Genomic DNA, 18,268 nt, shown 5'->3' with positions numbered 1-18,268 from the left:
TAAAACAGGCTGTTTTTCTTAAAAATGAGTAATTCCACAGCCTCAACGCCTAATTAACAGGCAAAAAATAGTTGGTTAAAATAAGCGACGCAGGAGCAAAAACCAACTTTTTTTTGTCCTTGTTTAATTTCTTATAGTTCGACCAAGCCACTTAATTTAAAAGTAACTGACTATTATATTAAGTGGAATATGCTTCTGTTGGTTACGAATATTGAATGACAAACATCCAATGTTTTTAACAAGACGTTCGAGCCAACAGAGCACCTCGATTTCAAAACGCATACTCAGGGATTGCCGACCAAGACTATCTATAAGACCTGCGAGAAACGAGATTTAAGCACATTCCGTCCTTAACTTTAACCGTAGGCGCTATAAAATGAAAGCATATAACGTTGATAATTTTGCTGTACTCATTGGCATAGATTGGGCCGATAAAAAACATGATATTTGTGAACACCCAACAGGCACTAATAAATATCATTACACCGTTATTAAACACACACCTGAAGCGTTGCATGAATGGGCTATGGATATTAAACAGCGTTATCCAGAGCAGAAAATAGCGATTGTTTGTGAGCTTAAAAAAGGCCCGCTTATTTATGCGTTAGCTAAATACGACCATCTTACTTTATTTACCGTTAACCCTTGTGCTGTTGCTAAATACCGCCAGGCTTTTAAGCCCAGTGGCGCAAAAGATGACCCATCAGATGCCTTTGTACAAGTTGAAATTCTCACGTTACACATGGATAAGCTGTCTGTCATTGAGCCTGAGTCTGCAGCTATGCGAACGCTGTCTCAGCTTGTTGAATATCGCCGAAGTTTAGTGCAAGACAGTGTCGATTTATCCAATAAAATAACGGCGACATTAAAGAATTATTACCCGCAGGCACTTGAATGGTTTAAAGAAAAGGACACGTATATATTCTGCGACTTCATTCAGAAGTGGCCGTCACTCACTGCGGTTAAAAAAGCAAGAAAACAGACTTTACTCGACTTTTTTGAGAGTCATAACTCACACTATTGCACGGTCAATAATGCACGACTAGACAGTATTAAAAATTCAATGCCATTAACTCTGGATGAAGGAGTCATTGTGCCTAATCAAATGCTCGTTGAAGTGCTTATTATGCAATTTAAAGTGTTATTAAAAGGTATTGAAAAACTCGATAAAGCAATAAAATCGGCTTATAAAGCCCAGCAGGATAAAAAGACATTTGATAGCTTACCCGGTGCAGGTCCACAACTCGCCCCACGTTTACTTGTTGCTTTTGGGAGTAATCGTGCGCGTTATAATGATGCTGCAGAGCTTCAAAAATACGCTGGTATAGCGCCTGTTATTGAGCGCAGTGGTCAAAAGGTGTGGACGCATTGGCGTTATAGTTGCCCCACTTTTTTAAGGCAAACATTTGTAGAATGGGCAGGCTTTTCTATTCGTTATTCATTTTGGGCTAAAGCGTATTATGAGCAACAAAAAGCCAAGGGTAAGCCGCACAACAGCATTATTAGATCACTGGCATTTAAATGGATAAGGATTGTATTTAGGTGTTGGAAAACGAATACACCCTACGATGAATCGACGTATTTAGCAGCATTAAAACGCAGAGGCTCACCACTTTTAAAATTTGCAATTAATAGCTAAATTTTACTAGTCGTCCACCTCAGGGCGTGTTGTTAGCTTTTAATTACACTAAACCGCCGCTAACACCCCTAAACTAACCCATGAAAGTAGAGATAATGTAACAGCTATTATTCCCCAGTATCCTAAGTATTCAGTGAAAAACAACCATCCATTATAATATTTATTTTCTATGCCTTTAGAGTTTGTAATCAGAAAATCAATTTGTTCATGAACTAAATTTCTATTTAATATTTCAGCATATTTTTCGCTTTTTTCAACGTAAAGCTCTTCTTGTGATTTACCATTAGCCGAAGGGCTTTCTATTAAGTGTTTAAACGAAATTCGTAATTCACTAATATCCATAGCTTGGTTTCTATACTTATCAGATCTTAATGCAAAGTTACTTTTTTGTATTAAGACGCTAATAACTAAAGCAAAAACAGACATAGAAGTAATTGAAAAATTAATAAACTTTATATACTCAGCTACAAATAAATTATCTTTATACACCTGAGTAATCATTGAAATTATGATTAAGCAAAAAGCTAAAGTTGTTAGAGACCAAAGAGATAAGTTATCGTGCTTTCCTATTCTTCGGCTAGCGAAAAAACAGCTTTCTTTTGTTTGGCCAGTCCTTTTGTATAAATCTTGAAGTTGCGACTTCATACTTTTCCTTAAAGCTAACAGCTTTATCAGAGGACACTTTCCTATTTTAGCGCGAAAATGTTCTTATTTTATGAACTTATATTAATAGCAAATAGTGTAAGCTATTGCCAGCTATAAATATTATGCTTTCTGTAGCTTATATAAACATGTAAAAAAGAGGAAAGTTTCCTCTTATTCTTACTAAGTTAATGTCAACTCCTCTGAATGACCGCTGCTCGCTCAAGTAACACCCTGAAAAGTAGCTCATATAGCTATCTAGGTTAACAACGCTATCAAAAAACAGAAGTATATTTCCGATAACTACCTTTGAAGCCCTAGAAACAGAAGTTTACTTCCGAAATATGGCAATATAGACTTAAAATCGGAAGTCTACTTCCGTTTTGTACTTTAAGATTATAAGCCGGTGTCTAGTGAAAGCTGGGGAATCCAAACTCGTTTCTGCCCATTTTCGAGTTAGAGCAAAAATTCTTCCTGCTCAATTAAACCAGTTCAGTCCATTAAAACCACCTCAAATTCTCTTGTTATATTTTATGTGGTATGGCGATAACTGATTGAACCAAAATAGGAACTCGGCTATGGTTGATTTATCAATAAAAATAAATTTAAAACGCGTTAATCTACAGGCTCGTTAGCCTCTTTAAGGAGTCATCGTGTTCTATCACGTAATAATTAAACCGAAATCAGATAAATACTACGGTGAGTACAAAACAGATCTCACTAAAGAACAGCTGATTTCAAGATTTGTTGAGCCCTACGAGCAAGGAATGCCAATAGTTATAAATGGTAAAACTGTTCAACCAGATGATCTTGAGCGAATCAAAATCTCAAAAAGTGAAAAAACAATCGAGTCATTTATTCCTCAGATTAAAGCTGAGGATCGGGCATCATCTGTTGCTTTTATTGGTGGGCCATCTTATACGTATCAAGCTATTGGAAGGGCTACTGATGTGACTGATGATTTTATTGAAGGTGCAATTGGATATAAGAAAGCCCTTGCCGAAACCAAAAGTAGTGCTAAAAAGAGCAAAGATGGTGAGCTATGTAGGGTGTTTATTGTTCATGGGCATGATGAAAGCGCTCAAAATAAAGCAGCTAGGTTTGTTGAGAAGTTAGGCTTTGAAGCAATAATCCTTCATGAGAAAGCTAGTTCAGGTAGAACGATAATTGAAAAAATCGAGCATTATTCAGATGTTGGGTTTGCGATTGTCTTATACACTCCTGATGATGTTGGCAACGTTAGATCCGAAGCCGATAATTTGAATGTTCGCGCGCGGCAGAATGTGGTTTTTGAGCATGGCTATCTTATCGGTAAGCTTGGGCGTACAAATGTCTCTGCTCTAGTTGACGGCAAGTTAGAGCTTCCAAACGATATTAGTGGAGTTGTTTATATTAGTCTTGATGAAGGAGCTGCTTGGCAGTTGCAGTTGGCAAAAGAGATGAAGCAATCCGGCTATAAAATAGATATGAATAAACTAATTTAAGGCTAACAAAGCGTTTCACCGGAAAAGTTGGTGAACGCGATGTTGGATTTTAAGTTCACTATAAATACTTAAAACGGGCATTTCTGTTTAGGAGACTTAGTGGTTCAAAAAATTGATACAACGGTCCAAGATTGGACTTCTAAGTATATGGAAAATGCCAACCAAGAAAATCAGATAATGTTGCGCGGTAATATATCTCCATTGGAATTAGCTAAGTATATCTCTGCCGTAAGCAACGATGATGGTGGGTATATATTACTGGGTGCGTACTCCGAGCCAGGTTATGGTTCAGGTTTTGAAAACACTGATTCTGAGTTAGTTAATGAAGCCTTAAAGCTGATATCTGGACTCAACGTAAAGTATCAAGAATATTCACCTAGACATCAACGGGTTTTCTTATTTACCATTGAAAAATGCGATTCTATTGCTTTAGCAAATGGCAGTGCGTATATCATGAACAATGGAATTCCTACTCTGATTTCAGAGAGAGAAGTTTTAGAAAAATTGGGGCTTGGTCTCGATTCATCTTTAATCAATATGCTTTCAGATCAAATCACTAAGCAATCTGATACAGTATCCGCGTTAAGAAATGAAGTTATTGAAAAAGGTAAACTAAAAAACCAAATTTCCGGTTTATTAGTTGGCGCATTAATCGGGTGGCTTTTTTCCACTGTGTTAAACGCTGTATTTGGAATCGTAGCATAATTCGTATAACAAACGATTTAACTCGCCTTTGCCCCAAAAAGAGTTAGCTCAGCAGTCTAAATGTCTCCATCTGATAATTTTTTCCATACTTTATCTAATGTTTACTTCATAGCTGAACATTAGGAACTTCACAGACTTTATTCAAATATTCTGTTAGTGTCTTATATATTCTCATAAATGCGGCAACCACCTAAAATAACATTAATTTCATTAAGAAAATGCCGTAAAGAAAAATATATACCAAGGTCATATTTATTATGTCTCCGACTTTTTATCTCAATCGAACACTATTTAGTGACAACCAACGATTCACCGAATCAGAATTACTCAATGCCTCAAATTACATTGTAATTTTGGCTGAGCCAGGTGCTGGAAAGACTGAGCTTATGAAAAGCTTAGCTAATCAGTTAGGGACTAAGGAGGTTACGGCAAATGTATTTAGCTATATGGGAGCTAATAGCGAATATTCTCCTCTTGTCATTGATGCTTTTGATGAATTGGCTAAAGTTGATACTACAGGTATTCATAAGCTACTTTCTAATGTATCAAATGCAAGACCTACACATGTCATTATTTCAAGCCGTTCGAGTGAATGGGATAGTTCTGCCACGAACACTTTTGAACAATTTATCGGCCATGCACCAACTGTTGCTCGGCTATGTGAATTTGATGAGTCTGAGCAACGAGAAATTTATACTCACCATACAAAAAAAGATAATTTTATAGAGTTTCAAGCTGAGGTTACTAGGTTTTCGTTGGAACCTCTCCTCCCAAACCCACAATTTCTTAAATTATTTGCAGATGCTTATATTGAGAGTGAAGGACACTTTACCGACAAACGTTCAATCTTTACTCAAGCCATTACCAGCTTAGCAAGAGAAGTAAATGCTAACACTAAACCGACCCCTTCGCTTTCTAGTGATCAAAAGATTAACTTGTCTTCAGAAATTTTTGCAAAGCTACTACTCTCTGGTGCTGAGGGGATAAGAATAAGTGAAGCAAACGAAAACAGGATGTATCCTCTAGCTGGTTCGTTGTTGAGTTCTAGTAGTGTGAATCTTAGTGGTATCCTAGCTACTCGCCTTTTTAAGCCTGGAGATAATGCAGACCAGCATCGACCTGTACATAAGATAGTTGCTGAATATTGTGCAGCAGATTATCTCACTAAGCGTATCGCTAACCCATCAGATCCTTTGACTATTGCACAGTGTTTGCCAATCATTGCTCCAAACTCTACTGTCCGAGATGAGTTGAGAGGATTAATAGGCTGGATGGCCGCACTGGGTAGTAAGACAATTGAAGAAGCTGCAATTGAACTTGATCCATATGCGGTACTCGCGAATGGCGACCCTTCTCAATTAGCTACATCGTCAAAGGCCATGCTTTTGTCACGTTTGAAGGAAGTAGAAGCTGTTGACCCTTACTTTAGGCGAAGTGACTCTTGGCGTAGGTTTAGTGTTGCAGGCTTATTTACACAAGATGTAATGAAAGAGGTAAAGCCAATTATCTCTGATGGAGGTGATGGCGATTTGCGAGACTTACTGCTTGAGCTTTTGGTGGGAACCCAAGCTGCAAGGTGGCTAGATATAGAGTTACGTCAGCTTTTATTATCGTCTACTGAAAGTAAACAAACACGTATGCTAGCTTACAAGTGCCTAATAGGGTTGGAATCTTACGATCCTCACTTAGACCTACGTGATTTAATTGCTGAAGCTAGCAGCTCCTCTTTAAATATCGCAGCAAATGTAATTGAATCAACTGATATTGACACCTTTAAACCGAATGAACTAGAAGTGTTCTTTCGGAATTGCGCTAACTTGTACCCTAGCCATAAACAAGACTTTGACGGTGTGCTAGGAGAACGTTACTTTGTTAAGCGTTTTATTTCCCATTTGAACGTACTACAGCTTGAAGGTTTGTTAGATTTATTAAGCAAAGGTTTGGCCTGCAATTATGGAAAAAAAGCGTATGAATGCGAATGTAGAACAGGGTTAAGTAAAATAATTGGTTCACTTTTAGACTGCTACTTTGAGTTAGCTAAACCTCCATTTGAACCATTGCGTATTTGGCAGTGGGTAGAGCACTTAAACTTTCCTGGGCAAATGAATACTCAAGATAATAAGTCGGTACAGGCTCTGCGGGCAGATGATCCATTACGCCAAGGAATTATTTCTCATGTTTTCGGAAAATTAACGGAACGAGAGGCGATATTTCAAGCTAGGATATACAAGTTTGAAGGTTATTATTCTCATGCGGGACTTTGTTTAAGCCTTGCTGACCATAGGTTCATAATTGATTTAGCATTTGAAAATAATAACACTCAGTTGTGGGCGAGTTTTTTAGCTCAGCATCAATTCAATCGCTTTTCTAATAAAAAGGAGCCTGATAGTTTACGCAGCCATATGCGTAAGCAAGCATCTGAAAAACCAGAGTTTATGAAAAGGTGGGCTCTGATGAATAGACAAGAGTCGATTCAGGCTAAAGAAGAAGATCAAAAGTGGAATGCTAAACATCGCCGGTTAATGAGGCGTCGTAAAAATAAAAAGAAAAAAGTTCATGTGGAAAATATTCAGTATGTTCAAGCAGAACGTGAGTTAGTCGAGGGTGGTCAACATTGGGGATGCTTAGTTCGTTTTGCTCAGCTCATATTGAATAAACCCGAAAATATTGAATTAGAATTTGGTGATGAAGTACTTGTTCGAAATGCGATTAGGAATTGCCTAGACTTTATAGCTCCCCTTATTCCTGATTTGCAAAAACTAGCTGATTTGCAGTGTGAGTCCAAGGGGTTGGTCGCTGAAACTATTCTTTATGCAGCTTGTATTGAAATCATGCGAGACCGTGGTAGTTTGGAAAGAGTAGAGCATTCATTGCTTCTTGCTCTCAGAACAAATTTGAACATGGGATATCACGCGGTTAGCCAAGATGAAGCTAATGCCCTTAAGTCTGAAGTAGATCGCTTGCTATTTCCTGATATTAAATCTGCTGAGAAGTTTCTTCTTGAATATGTTGAGCCTCAATTAGCACAAAATAAATGTGCTCACCCTGAAGTTGGCTTATTAGAATACGACGAAATATTCAGCCCTTTACAAGCCAAGCTACCAATCGAGTGGCTTGAACATTTCGACAAGCTTGAGCCTTCTGCACTAAACACTCTTTTTGAACTTGCTGCTCAATATGGAGATCGAGGAAGGCTGAACAGTCTTATTGAGTTACGTTGTGGCCAGTTTTTATTTGGTCAATCAGAACCGAATAATGATGAACACTTAGAACAAAGGCGCAAATTTTGGTTCGTGAGAGCTTTTTACTTTTTAAGTCTAGAGCAAGCTGAGCCTTATTGGAGTTGGCTTACGGATGATAAAAACTCAATATTATTACTCAATGAGCGTTCTAGTCGAATGAATCGAAGTGATCATCCATATTGGCCAGCACTAACATCTCATAAGGTGTATGCTATTTTACAAGCATTTTTTGAACAATGGCCAAAGGTGCAGCTACCAAGTAATTGGGGAACAGGAAGCCTTGATGGAGAGACTGCATACCGTTTCTTAACAGATATAATTTGGTCTATCGGAAATGATAGTCCAGATGAGGCGATTCCAGTTCTTCATCAACTACTAGCTGAACCTCATTTTGCTAATATTCATATTCCGCTGAAAAGCATACAAGCAGAGCAGTTAAGGAAGAAAGCACTAAGAGACTTTGAGCCTCCTACTTCAACGAAAATAGTCGATTTATTAGATAACAATGCTGTTGTTACTGTTGAAGGCTTACGACAGCTAATTCTTTTAGAGTTAACCAATTATCAAAAGGATATTGTCGGTGGCGAGTTCAACTCGGCAAATCGTTATTATACTAACAATATAAAAGGCGAAAAAGTACGGTTAGGGGAAGTTGCTTCTGTCGAAATTATTGCAGAACGCCTAAATTTAGTGCTACACCCTCAAAGCGTTTCAATCACTTGCGAGCACCAAACCCAAAATCAAAATAGAATTGATATTACCGCCTCTAAGGTGATTGATGGAAAAAGGCGATTACTTGTAATAGAAGTAAAAGGGCAATGGCATAAAGATCTTTATTCAGCAGCCAGTAGTCAACTTTATGAACGCTATTCAGTTCATCCCGATGCCGAACAACAAGGTATTTACCTTGTAATTTGGTTTGGTGCTAATGAAAAAGTTGCAAATAGAATTAAGCATAATGTAACAAGCGCACTAGAACTAAGGGAATCTATTGAGGATACATTACCGCCAGAACTAAAAGGATTTATTGATGTCTTTGTTTTGGATGTATCGCGCCATTAATTATTTTGTAGTGAAATATGATGCTAGCGCATTAGTTTGTGGCTGGCAGAAATATTTGGCATAGAAAAACTTATACCAAACTCTAAGGTTTAACAAACCCTGAAACTCATATTTGTCCAAAAACGAGTTTATCTGACCGTCTGCTTCTCGCTCATAGCTGTATGTCAGGTGGCTTCTATACTTATTAAGCTACTTCAAATTATGATTGCTATTAGCTTTGATCCCATGATTGATGTCAAAGAGAGCAGCTTCACTATGCTTATATTTAGCTTACCCAAAGACAACCCCCATAGAAGCACGTAATTATCGCTGGTATATGTAAACTCAAATCGCCCCGATTTATCTGATATGTCATAAGTAGGTTTAGTACCATTATTATGGTGATATAAAAAATCACTTTGATGAGTATGATTCAACACTTTGTATTTGGATCTTACTAATAATATGGCAACTATAGTGCACGTTAAACTCTGTATTAATCTTTCGTTGGATTTAAAAAGTAGATAACACTTTGAGCTGCTAAATTTAGGTGGCATTCGTATAGTAAACTTGAAGATAACATTATTTATTATTCATCCTCGTTTCGGCCAGCGTTACCCTTGTTTTTAATTTTCACTTCGTACAGGTGAGAAAGCTAGCGCTTTTCTTCTTGCGAACGAAAGCGTAATTCGTCTACTTTTTCTAGCGCATCACGAAGTAAATAACCGCTTTGAATTTTGTTTTTGATCTCGCTAAAAATCTCACCTATTTTGTATTCAATGGTGTCAGGGCTTTTAGCTCGAAGTTTAAGACCTTTAACGTAAGGGAGTAGTTCGCCATCGACAAGGTCCATTAAATCGCTGCCAGTTAGTGCGTTGTCGTGATCAAACTAACCATTAGCTGCTTTAGGCGCAGCCATGACCTCCAACGATACTCTTCATCAATAATATATTGGTAGTCCTCTGCCATTAGCTCAGCTTCTTGAAATTTATTGAACTATAAATCACCAAAGTATTTTAAAAATAGCATCCACGACGACTGCTCGGTGTAGCCTAGTTCACTAGAGCAGCCTGCGTTTTGTGAAAAATGTCGTCGATGTTTTTAAAGGTTTGTTCGAACATGTAAATTAAGTCCTTGTTAGCCAGTGAGTTTGAGATGATTTTTTTGCTTAAAGCAACTCACTCGCTTATTTATATTCCTGAGGTAATAGTGATTAATATACCCTAATTAATTAAAAAATTAATAATATATTAGTACCAAGTAGTTTTTGGTTAATCTAGGTCAATTTTATACTTTTTCCTTGCCGGTAGTATCTCTTCAAACTCGCAATTTAATGCGTTTACTAATTTATATAAGGTTTCGAGCTTAATATTAACATTACCTCTTTCCATTTTTCCGTAATTACCGCGCTCTATACCGACATAGGCGGCAAAACCTTCTTGCGAATAGCCTGCTTCTTTGCGTTTTTCTCGTAGCTTTTCGCCAAAATGTTTAACTAAATCACTCACCTGATTTTCCTCAAGGCAAAATGATTAGATTTTCATGTTGAGGGCTTAACTACCACGCCCTATAATACCCATTATTATAAGAAGTTTATTAGGATTTACTTTGAAATTTGACCCTCTCGTAGCTCAAATTATTGTTGCACCAAATTTTGATAACTTTACAACAAGCGATGTACGCTCTGCGTACTTAGCATTAAAAAGTGATTCTTCTTTAGTACCTACAGCAGTTAGGCGAAGTATATATGCCGAATTGATCAAGCTTGTTAAAAAAGGCTGGCTGAAAAAAGTGGTATCAAATAAAAAAGGATTTACACGATTCAATAAAACAGAGAGCTTTAACGTTGAGGTAATTACTCAGCTAGCTAGTGCAATACCTATCGCAACTACAGAAAAGGCAGATGATAAACACGCGCTATTACTTAGTAAGTTAAATCATTACAAAGCCGAGCTATTATTGAATATGGGTGAATCTGAAGCATATAAAGAGCTTTATTTAGAGTCGCCCGAACTGGTAGATGAACTTCAGCCACAATACAACAAAGCGAGAGACAACAACACCAGAATACTTGGTAAGATTAGAGCGATTGAAGGCTTACTGAAGCAAAACGAAGCATTAGAGAAAATATGAAACTAAGACTATGGCAAGACGAGTGTATTAATTTAGCGCTTACACAATACCAGAACGGCAATAGCCACTTTTTAGCCTTGGCAACTCCTGGGGCGGGTAAAACCTTAATGGCCTCAGAATTAGCCGATCAATTATTAAAAAATAATATGGTCGATGTGATTATTTGTTTTTCACCGTCGTCTATTGTTTCTCAAGATTTTAAGGAAAGCTTACAGCTAAAAACGAATGAACGATTTGATGGGCTTATTGGCGCTAAAGGTAGAGCTTTAACCTATCAAAGCTTACAGTATTTAGATGTGCACTTTTGGCAGCTATTTGAACGATATCGTGTTTTTGTAATATTTGATGAAATTCATCATTGTGCTGGCTCTAATATTGACAACGCCAATGCTTGGGGTGAGCAGATAATACTTAACATTCAAAATAAAGCACAGTATACATTAGCCTTAACAGGCACTCCCTGGCGCTCTGACGCTGCTCCTATTGTTCTTTCATCATATCAGCAGCCTAACAATAAAATAGCGTGTGATTACGTTTACGGGCTTTCTGAGGCTATTGGAGATAATGTTTGTCGGGTTCCACAAATAGTAGCTGTTGATAATAGCCGTATTACAGTTGTAGATGACGCTGAAACCAAAACATTTAACTGCTTTAAAGCGTTATTAAACGACTCTGGCGTTTCTTATCAAGAGGTTATTGAAAATGAAGCGATAATAAAATACATGATTTCTTCAGCTCAAAAGAAGCTGACTTCAATCAGATTGAAAAACCCCGATGCAGCGGGGTTGATTGTTGCATCGTCTGTTGAGCATGCCCATCAAATCTCTATGTTAATGCGAACTCACTTTGACCAGGATAGCGTTGTTGTAACCTACCGAGAAAATGAACCTACAAGTATTATTCAGCAGTTTAGGTATGCACAAACTAAGTGGATTATTTCTGTTGGTATGATTAGCGAAGGTACAAACATCCCTCGTTTGCAGGTTTGCTGCCACCTTACAAACATAAAAACAGAAATGCATTTTAGGCAAATATTGGGCCGTATACTGAGGGTAACAAACTCTAAGAACCAAGAAGCTATTATGTACATGCCCGCCGAACCTAAGCTTTTAGAGTATGCTTATAGAGTTAATCAAGATGTTCCATTAGAAGCTGATGTAGTTAAGTTTGAAAAGATGAAAGCTACTGCTGAAGAGCCTACTGAAGATAAAGGTTTAAGTAAAATGACTTTTAATAAGAAAAATAAAAAATCTTCCAAAGCTCAGTTTGATTTTGACAACTTTGCTGACTATTTTGATCAGCCGGTTATGAGTAATAGGCCTGAAGCGACAGAGGAGCATTTTTTAACCGGTGCCTATGAGCGAATTATTAATATATCAGGCCGCTTTCAACAAGAGGCTATTGCTTTGGGGTTAAGTGAGTTGAGATAGGCTGTTAATTGATCTCTGCATAAAAACACTGTATTTTTATACAGCCTTCATTTTTTATTATTAAATATGCGAAAAATAATTCATGTAGATATGGACGCATTTTATGTATCTGTAGAAATTAGAGACAATCCAGAGCTAGCGAATAAGCCCGTTGCAGTTGGTGGTAGCAGAAGCTCTAGAGGCGTGCTTTCTACTAGTAATTATATAGCGAGGCAATATGGTGTAAGAAGTGCAATGCCGACAAGTGTAGCGCTGCGAAAATGTCCTGACTTAATTTTGGTTCCAGGCAGAATGGAAGTATATAAATCGGTAAGCTCTCAAATTAGAGAAATTTTCGAACGATATACAGACATTATTGAGCCCCTAAGCTTAGATGAAGCATACTTGGACGTTAGTGATTGTAAGCTCTTTAGCGGTTCAGCCACGCTAATCGCACAAGATATATGTCGCTCTATCCATAAAGAATTAAATCTCACAGCTTCTGCTGGCGTTGCACCAATAAAGTTTTTAGCTAAAGTAGCCTCTGACTTAAATAAACCAAATGGTGTTTATGTTATCCCCCCTAAAGATGTAGATTCTTTTATCGATAATATGGAATTAAAAAAGATCCCTGGTGTTGGTAAAGTAACTAATGAAAAGCTACTTATTAATAACCTTAAGTTTGGCAGAGACGTTAAAGCATCTAGCTTAAAGTATTTAACATCTAAATATGGCAAGCTTGGTCAATTGTTATGGGACCGATGCAATGGAAGTGACGATAGACCAATTATGGTCAGTAGAGAAAGAAAGTCAGTAGGCGTTGAAAGAACGTTCCCTGAAGATATATTAGACCTATCTATTCTTGATGAAATTCTTAAAAATAAATTACTCCCTGAGCTTCAAAAAAGAGCCGGAAAACACTTGATAGATAGAGGTATTAGCAAGATTGGCGTTAAAGTTAAGTTCTCTGATTTCCATCAAACAACTAAAGAGTTTTCAACAGATAAAATTAACTTGGCCATTTTATCTGAATTATTAGTTGAAGCCTTTGCGCGAGGAAATGGCAAAAAAGTACGCTTACTTGGTATCCACATAGGGCTTACACCTAATAAAAGTGAAACAGAGCAAATTTCATTTGATTGGTAGAGTACACTATGAATCTGACCAATTTTCTAATGCAGGGATTGAAAAGCTCATATCATGAGACTTCGAGTATATTATTTTTTCTCTGTGCTCCTGCAACAAGTCAATCAAAGCATTCGGTTTTTTCAGCCCTAACCTATTAAAATATTCAATTAATCGACCGCATGTACCATGCAACCTAGGAAGAGCATCATCACATAAAATTTGAAATAACTGTATTATATTTTCTTGTTCAATATCTTTTGAATATTTCAATAGATGTATATATTGATAATCTAGTTTTAACTTTGTAAGGAATAGTGGCCATAATTCTTTATCCTTAATCCAAAGCGAGAGGTCTGATATATCCTCTAAAATAATAGGTAAGAATTCGTCCAGCTTATCTACTATAGTTTCCTTCTTTTCTTCACTTGTAGCCAGAGAAAATAATGCTGCCCATGATTGTGGCATGAAGTCACCAACACAATTCAGCTTTTTTTTAAGTAAAAGATTCAATATAACATCAATATCCTCTTCATATTTAGTAGAGATCAACATCGCAATCTCATCATCCCTTGAACCGCTTAAGGTTATTTCTTGCCAACAAATATCGCATAAAGGATGCTCTAAATCACTAGCAATTTCCCAGATAAGACTGTTCATTTTTTTAGAATCGTGATGATGCAACCCTATCCACCATAATGGCTGAGGATCTCCACAATGGATTTGAACCGCTTTTTGTAAAATAGCAAAAGGTAAATTATTCTTTATTTCTTTAACTGAGTTGTCACTAAAAAATTTTACAGTTTCAATCAAATCATAATATTCTGAAGGCATGTCTTTGAAAGTGATCAACGTGGATGCAAACCAGTCTTTGTGTTCTGACTCTACAACTAAGTTTAAAAGGTATTTCTTCTCATTTTTACTAAGTACCTCCCAAGAGCGAATGAAGTCTTTAAAAGAAACTAATTGCAATGACAAACTCTTAGTATTAAAAATATCTTGTATCAAACCGTCTCGTAAATGGGGTTCTTTAATAGTTGCTTGAATGATGATATTTGCGACACCTAATCCGTAGTCATCAGGCAACATACCAATAGAAAGACGCCTTTTAAGCTGATTTAACCATGCCTTGCATATATTAATACTATAAATTCCGTCAACCTTTCCTATCGAGTCACTAATCGATGTGTAGAGACTTGAACCATTAAGTCTTGCTTCCGTTGGCAAGTGCACCAAAACGTCAGGTAATACTTTGGAAAATAACTCCCAAGAAGAAGTATCAGATGAATCATATCTATAAGCCTTTGCTAAAATACTCAGCATGCTTATTGCAGATTCAGGAGTTGATGCTACTTGAGATAGGCCATTAGTTAATACTGATTTCTCATCTTCCTTAAGATTTTTCCATATTCCAAAGGCCCCCCTTAATATCTCAACACTAGTTCTAGGGTGCTTATGAGAAAAAATCAATTGTGATGATTTTTGACAAATATCCTTGGTTCTCATCCAAACAGAAATTGCTTTTGAACGAATAATTGCCTCAGGGTATGTCATAAACTTATGAAGTGAACTTAAATTATACTTTTTTGGGTCAGTCCTGAAATAATCTATAATCGAAAATATGATTTCCGGTGGATAATATACATCTTCTTTTTCGCTAAAACTGTGTGCGAAGTCTTCTATATTGTCAACCAAACGAGGACGTTGCATGAATCGATAAGGTCCCCAGACCGCATGCTCCTCTTGCCAGTAGAGCTGAGAGTAATCTTCATAAGTTACTTTACTAACCAATTTTTGTAGTTCACCGAGTTCTTCGGGGAGAGATTTGATATTATCAACTAAATGAGCAAAGCATATATCTTGGACAGCAGGATATCTCGAACTAAGACCTTCATAAGTTAGCTCAAAGATCTCTTTACTAAAACCAAGCTTACTTAGTTCGCTTATTATCCAACCTAGGTTACCCGCTATAGAACTAGCAACTCTAGGGTTTGCACAAAACAAACCTTTCTTAATCAAATTCAAGACTTGTTTAGCCTTTCTTTTTTTTAAAGAAAAGATGTACAGTTCTGCAGCGCCTCGATAAAATGAGTGTGAAAAGTTAAAGACATCATCCTCATCAATAAAAAGCACATTCATTTCTTCGAGAGCATTGATTTTTTCTTCATATGAATCAATAACTTCATACTGAACAGAGTACCTTGGCGGTTCAAATTTTTCATCATCACGAAGTGATATAACTTCACCATAAGTTTCATTCTTAGAGGGAAGATCTTCATCACTACTTAATAAAAAAGCCAAATCAAGTTCTGTAATTCCTACTAGAGGGGTTGTAGAAATTGATAAAATAAAAGTGAGTGTATCTAAGCCTTTACTTTTTAAAATCCCATAAAATTTAGAAGCATCTTGCCTAGCAAACCTCATTAAATCATCTTCATTCATATCTCCGGAAAATGAATTTATGTTTGAAGCTAAGTGAGTTAAACAGCCAGGTTCTATGAGATAATTACTCAGGTAGTTTAAGGTAATGCTTTTAATTTGTTCACTAATAGAGTGCCTTTGGCATAGTTTTAACCAAAGATCTTTTAAAAAATCAAATTTCAAGTCACTAATATCATGCCAACAATGTCCACTTATTGAACAACGCTTTAAAGAGTCCGACGTCTTATATTCAAGAATTTTTTCCTGTGGCTGAGACACAATAAGCTTTCTACTGCCATTAGCTTTTTCGAGCAACAAACACAACCTATGCCAGTCTTGAGAAATGTTTTGAGTTTGTTCAAAAGGGTCATCAAGAATCACTAATTTAGTGTGGCTAGAGGGAGCCAATAACAAGCGCTCAGCATCATCGATAGAAGCAACTATTTTAGAGTCGATACCCATCCTCTGCAATTTGGAAGCTATATATTTTGCAGTCGTCGTTTTGCCTGAGCGAGGAGTGCCCGACAGCAACAAAACGTTCTTATCTATTACTTCTTGTAAGAGGTAAGCTTCATCGGATCTTTCAACATAATTCTCTGGATATAGTGAATTGCCAGATAAATGCGCTAACTCACTTGAAAAGCTATTTAAAATACAACCACTTCTTTTTCCCTTTACAACTAAATCAGTGAGCCTTTTAATTGCATTATAAGTTCTGTCTGGTGAAACATAAAAATTAGACTGTAGCTTATTTTTAATCAGTTGCTTTAATTCCGCTTCTTTTAGGTTTTCCCAAATATGTATTCTTTCAAAAGCAGGATTTAATAACTCTGTTGTATTTACAAACTTTTCAAAGCGTTGCTTTCGCTTTTGAAATAAAGGAGTTTTCTTCCACGGTAATTCAAAAAAACTATTCTTAAGTTCGTCTTGATATTTTCTAGGAAGTTTAGTTACTGTGAAATCACAAATATTAGTTTCAAGCGGCTTAAGAAAGGCTTTGGCTTTATCATCACACCTACCTGTCATTACAAATAAGACATTTTTATTCTCACTGTGTATTCTTTCTAAAAGACAATTCAAATCAGTCTTATTTTGAAAATGAGATAGCATTTGTGCAATTGATTTTAGAGTAACAGGTTGCTCAGCACCTTTTACTTGTATCTCTATCTTAAGTCCATTTTGAAAATGAATTTCTGCATCTTCACCATTTTCAGGCTCGACCAAAAATGAAGCGACCGGAAGGCCTTGATGTATTAGCAAAATATATACACAAACAAGGTCTTGGAAGTTATACTTTTCTTGCCCTATGATTTCAATTGACATCCTTGGTCCTTAATGCAAGCTGGGGGAGCTACGATAGTAGATCATTTAACAATATGACTATGAGCTCATTTTACACAACCCTCTTGAATTTAATATATTTTAATTCGCCAATAGAGTTACTTCTTATGTACCTCTGTTCAATAACTTTCTTTAGCCAATGTAATTTATGACTTACAGGTTTTAGATTCAAAAAACAAGATATAGTGTTCTTGGACAATTATGGCAAATATAGAGCGGTCGGATTAACTTAGATTATATACCCAACCTTCGCCTAAGATCTAATGGCATTCTTTGTAGCATCAGATCTAACGTGTCTTTAACTGTTTGACATTCAAGCTCTTCTACCTTTTTCCTTAATACCTGCATATCATCAACTAACTCAGGTTTACACTTACTCCGGACACCTGATCTTTTTCTTCGTAGTCTTTGCTTGTTTTGTTCTATTTCAAAGAGCTCTAGTAGATCTGAGTTAACATCATCAAAAAAAACTCTAATATCATCACTAAAACCTGAAGTACGAAATAAGCTTTGTGACTTTATAACAACTATCTCAGCAACCTCTGATTTTATTATTTGATATAACGACTTCGGTGTTTTTCTGTCAGCTACTTTTCCATAATTCTTGATACTTTTTTCTTTTATCGCTTGGAGATCTAAAACCGCTCTCCAAGTTTTAAATGTTGTATGTCCAATATCACCTCTTACCCAAGATGGCTTATCTAACAATCCTTCATTATTGTTGCTTGGGCTATCTAAGCCGGAAAGAAAGTCATCAGCTCATCTAATTCATTCGACATCTAAACCTGCATTTTATAAACATTCTATTCAATATTAGAAATTGCCTTTTCTATCATATTTAAAATTTTCAATATGTTGTTTTGGTTATCGGAATTCTCGAGTTGTTTTATTCTTTTATAACCTGAACGTAATAAGGGCATATGATGCTCTATCATAAACCTCGGAATATTTTCATTTAAAGCTTCTTTAACAAAAGGCTGTATCGTTAACCAAATCCCTCTTATATTTTCGCTTGTAATGACCGCATTTGAACAGTTTAAGCAGAATTCAGGTTTTGCATTATGAGGTGCCATATCTCCAAATTCT

At 36.5% G+C, this 18,268-nt stretch carries 13 protein-coding genes; 7 read left to right on the top strand and 6 right to left on the bottom strand.

The genetic code is table 11. The features are described 5' to 3' along the window. Positions 1-376 precede the first annotated feature (376 nt). Positions 377-1,639 carry an IS110 family transposase gene (locus tag I6F50_RS05155; protein ID WP_197175477.1) on the top strand — a complete coding sequence of 421 codons (1,263 nt, stop codon included), beginning with the start codon at positions 377-379 and terminating at the stop codon, positions 1,637-1,639. A gap of 48 nt (positions 1,640-1,687) precedes the next feature. Here the strand turns inward: I6F50_RS05155 and I6F50_RS05150 are convergent, their stop codons facing one another. After that, positions 1,688-2,284: an SLATT domain-containing protein gene (locus I6F50_RS05150; protein WP_197175475.1), complete on the bottom strand. Its 597-nt coding sequence runs from the start codon at positions 2,282-2,284 to the stop codon at positions 1,688-1,690. A 650-nt stretch (positions 2,285-2,934) separates the two neighbouring features. Here I6F50_RS05150 and I6F50_RS05145 point away from each other — a divergent pair. The 3 genes from I6F50_RS05145 to I6F50_RS05135 all read left to right on the top strand — a co-directional run bounded on the left by I6F50_RS05145 (position 2,935) and on the right by I6F50_RS05135 (position 8,774). Further along, positions 2,935-3,765, top strand: a complete 831-nt coding sequence (locus tag I6F50_RS05145; RefSeq protein ID WP_331458707.1) for a nucleotide-binding protein — start codon at positions 2,935-2,937, stop codon at positions 3,763-3,765. 99 nt (positions 3,766-3,864) lie between these two features. After that, positions 3,865-4,470, top strand: coding sequence for a hypothetical protein (locus I6F50_RS05140; protein WP_197175473.1), 606 nt, complete (start codon positions 3,865-3,867; stop codon positions 4,468-4,470). A 257-nt stretch (positions 4,471-4,727) separates the two neighbouring features. After that, positions 4,728-8,774, top strand: a complete 4,047-nt coding sequence (locus I6F50_RS05135; protein ID WP_197175471.1) for a hypothetical protein — start codon at positions 4,728-4,730, stop codon at positions 8,772-8,774. 634 nt (positions 8,775-9,408) lie between these two features. On the opposite strand, the gene I6F50_RS20270 is transcribed toward I6F50_RS05135, so the two are convergent. Beyond that, positions 9,409-9,606: a hypothetical protein gene (locus I6F50_RS20270; protein WP_231612978.1), complete on the bottom strand. Its 198-nt coding sequence runs from the start codon at positions 9,604-9,606 to the stop codon at positions 9,409-9,411. 418 nt (positions 9,607-10,024) lie between these two features. Continuing rightward, positions 10,025-10,261 (bottom strand): helix-turn-helix domain-containing protein, encoded by a 237-nt coding sequence (locus tag I6F50_RS05125; RefSeq protein ID WP_197175469.1) that lies wholly within the window; start codon positions 10,259-10,261, stop codon positions 10,025-10,027. A 100-nt stretch (positions 10,262-10,361) separates the two neighbouring features. Between I6F50_RS05125 and I6F50_RS05120 the strand changes: the two genes are divergently transcribed. From I6F50_RS05120 to dinB, 3 genes are all read left to right on the top strand, one after another. Then, positions 10,362-10,886 (top strand): hypothetical protein, encoded by a 525-nt coding sequence (locus I6F50_RS05120; protein ID WP_086993195.1) that lies wholly within the window; start codon positions 10,362-10,364, stop codon positions 10,884-10,886. After that, positions 10,883-12,316 carry a DEAD/DEAH box helicase gene (locus I6F50_RS05115; protein WP_197175467.1) on the top strand — a complete coding sequence of 478 codons (1,434 nt, stop codon included), beginning with the start codon at positions 10,883-10,885 and terminating at the stop codon, positions 12,314-12,316. The genes I6F50_RS05120 and I6F50_RS05115 overlap by 4 nt, the downstream gene beginning before the upstream one ends. Positions 12,317-12,382: 66 nt before the next feature. After that, positions 12,383-13,441, top strand: a complete 1,059-nt coding sequence (dinB, locus tag I6F50_RS05110) for a DNA polymerase IV (protein WP_197175464.1) — start codon at positions 12,383-12,385, stop codon at positions 13,439-13,441. 6 nt (positions 13,442-13,447) lie between these two features. On the opposite strand, the gene I6F50_RS05105 is transcribed toward dinB, so the two are convergent. The 3 genes from I6F50_RS05105 to I6F50_RS05095 all read right to left on the bottom strand — a co-directional run bounded on the left by I6F50_RS05105 (position 13,448) and on the right by I6F50_RS05095 (position 18,255). Beyond that, positions 13,448-17,164, bottom strand: a complete 3,717-nt coding sequence (locus tag I6F50_RS05105; RefSeq protein WP_197175455.1) for an ATP-binding protein — start codon at positions 17,162-17,164, stop codon at positions 13,448-13,450. A gap of 252 nt (positions 17,165-17,416) precedes the next feature. Continuing rightward, positions 17,417-17,890: a hypothetical protein gene (locus tag I6F50_RS05100; protein ID WP_197175453.1), complete on the bottom strand. Its 474-nt coding sequence runs from the start codon at positions 17,888-17,890 to the stop codon at positions 17,417-17,419. Positions 17,891-17,985: 95 nt separating this feature from the next. Further along, positions 17,986-18,255, bottom strand: a complete 270-nt coding sequence (locus tag I6F50_RS05095) for a hypothetical protein (RefSeq protein WP_197175450.1) — start codon at positions 18,253-18,255, stop codon at positions 17,986-17,988. Positions 18,256-18,268 lie beyond the last annotated feature (13 nt).

The organism is Pseudoalteromonas sp. NZS127_1, from assembly GCF_015864295.1.
Lineage (GTDB): Bacteria > Pseudomonadota > Gammaproteobacteria > Enterobacterales > Alteromonadaceae > Pseudoalteromonas > Pseudoalteromonas arctica.
This window is presented reverse-complemented; position numbering and strand designations above follow the sequence as displayed.

Coding starts and splice junctions, on each gene's coding strand:
- I6F50_RS05155 (WP_197175477.1), top strand. CDS start 377: ATGAAAGCATATAACGTTGATAATTTTGCTGTACTCATTGGCATAGAT.
- I6F50_RS05150 (WP_197175475.1), bottom strand. CDS start 2,284: ATGAAGTCGCAACTTCAAGATTTATACAAAAGGACTGGCCAAACAAAA.
- I6F50_RS05135 (WP_197175471.1), top strand. CDS start 4,728: ATGTCTCCGACTTTTTATCTCAATCGAACACTATTTAGTGACAACCAA.
- I6F50_RS20270 (WP_231612978.1), bottom strand. CDS start 9,606: ATGGACCTTGTCGATGGCGAACTACTCCCTTACGTTAAAGGTCTTAAA.
- I6F50_RS05115 (WP_197175467.1), top strand. CDS start 10,883: ATGAAACTAAGACTATGGCAAGACGAGTGTATTAATTTAGCGCTTACA.
- dinB (WP_197175464.1), top strand. CDS start 12,383: ATGCGAAAAATAATTCATGTAGATATGGACGCATTTTATGTATCTGTA.
- I6F50_RS05105 (WP_197175455.1), bottom strand. CDS start 17,164: ATGTCAATTGAAATCATAGGGCAAGAAAAGTATAACTTCCAAGACCTT.
- I6F50_RS05095 (WP_197175450.1), bottom strand. CDS start 18,255: ATGGCACCTCATAATGCAAAACCTGAATTCTGCTTAAACTGTTCAAAT.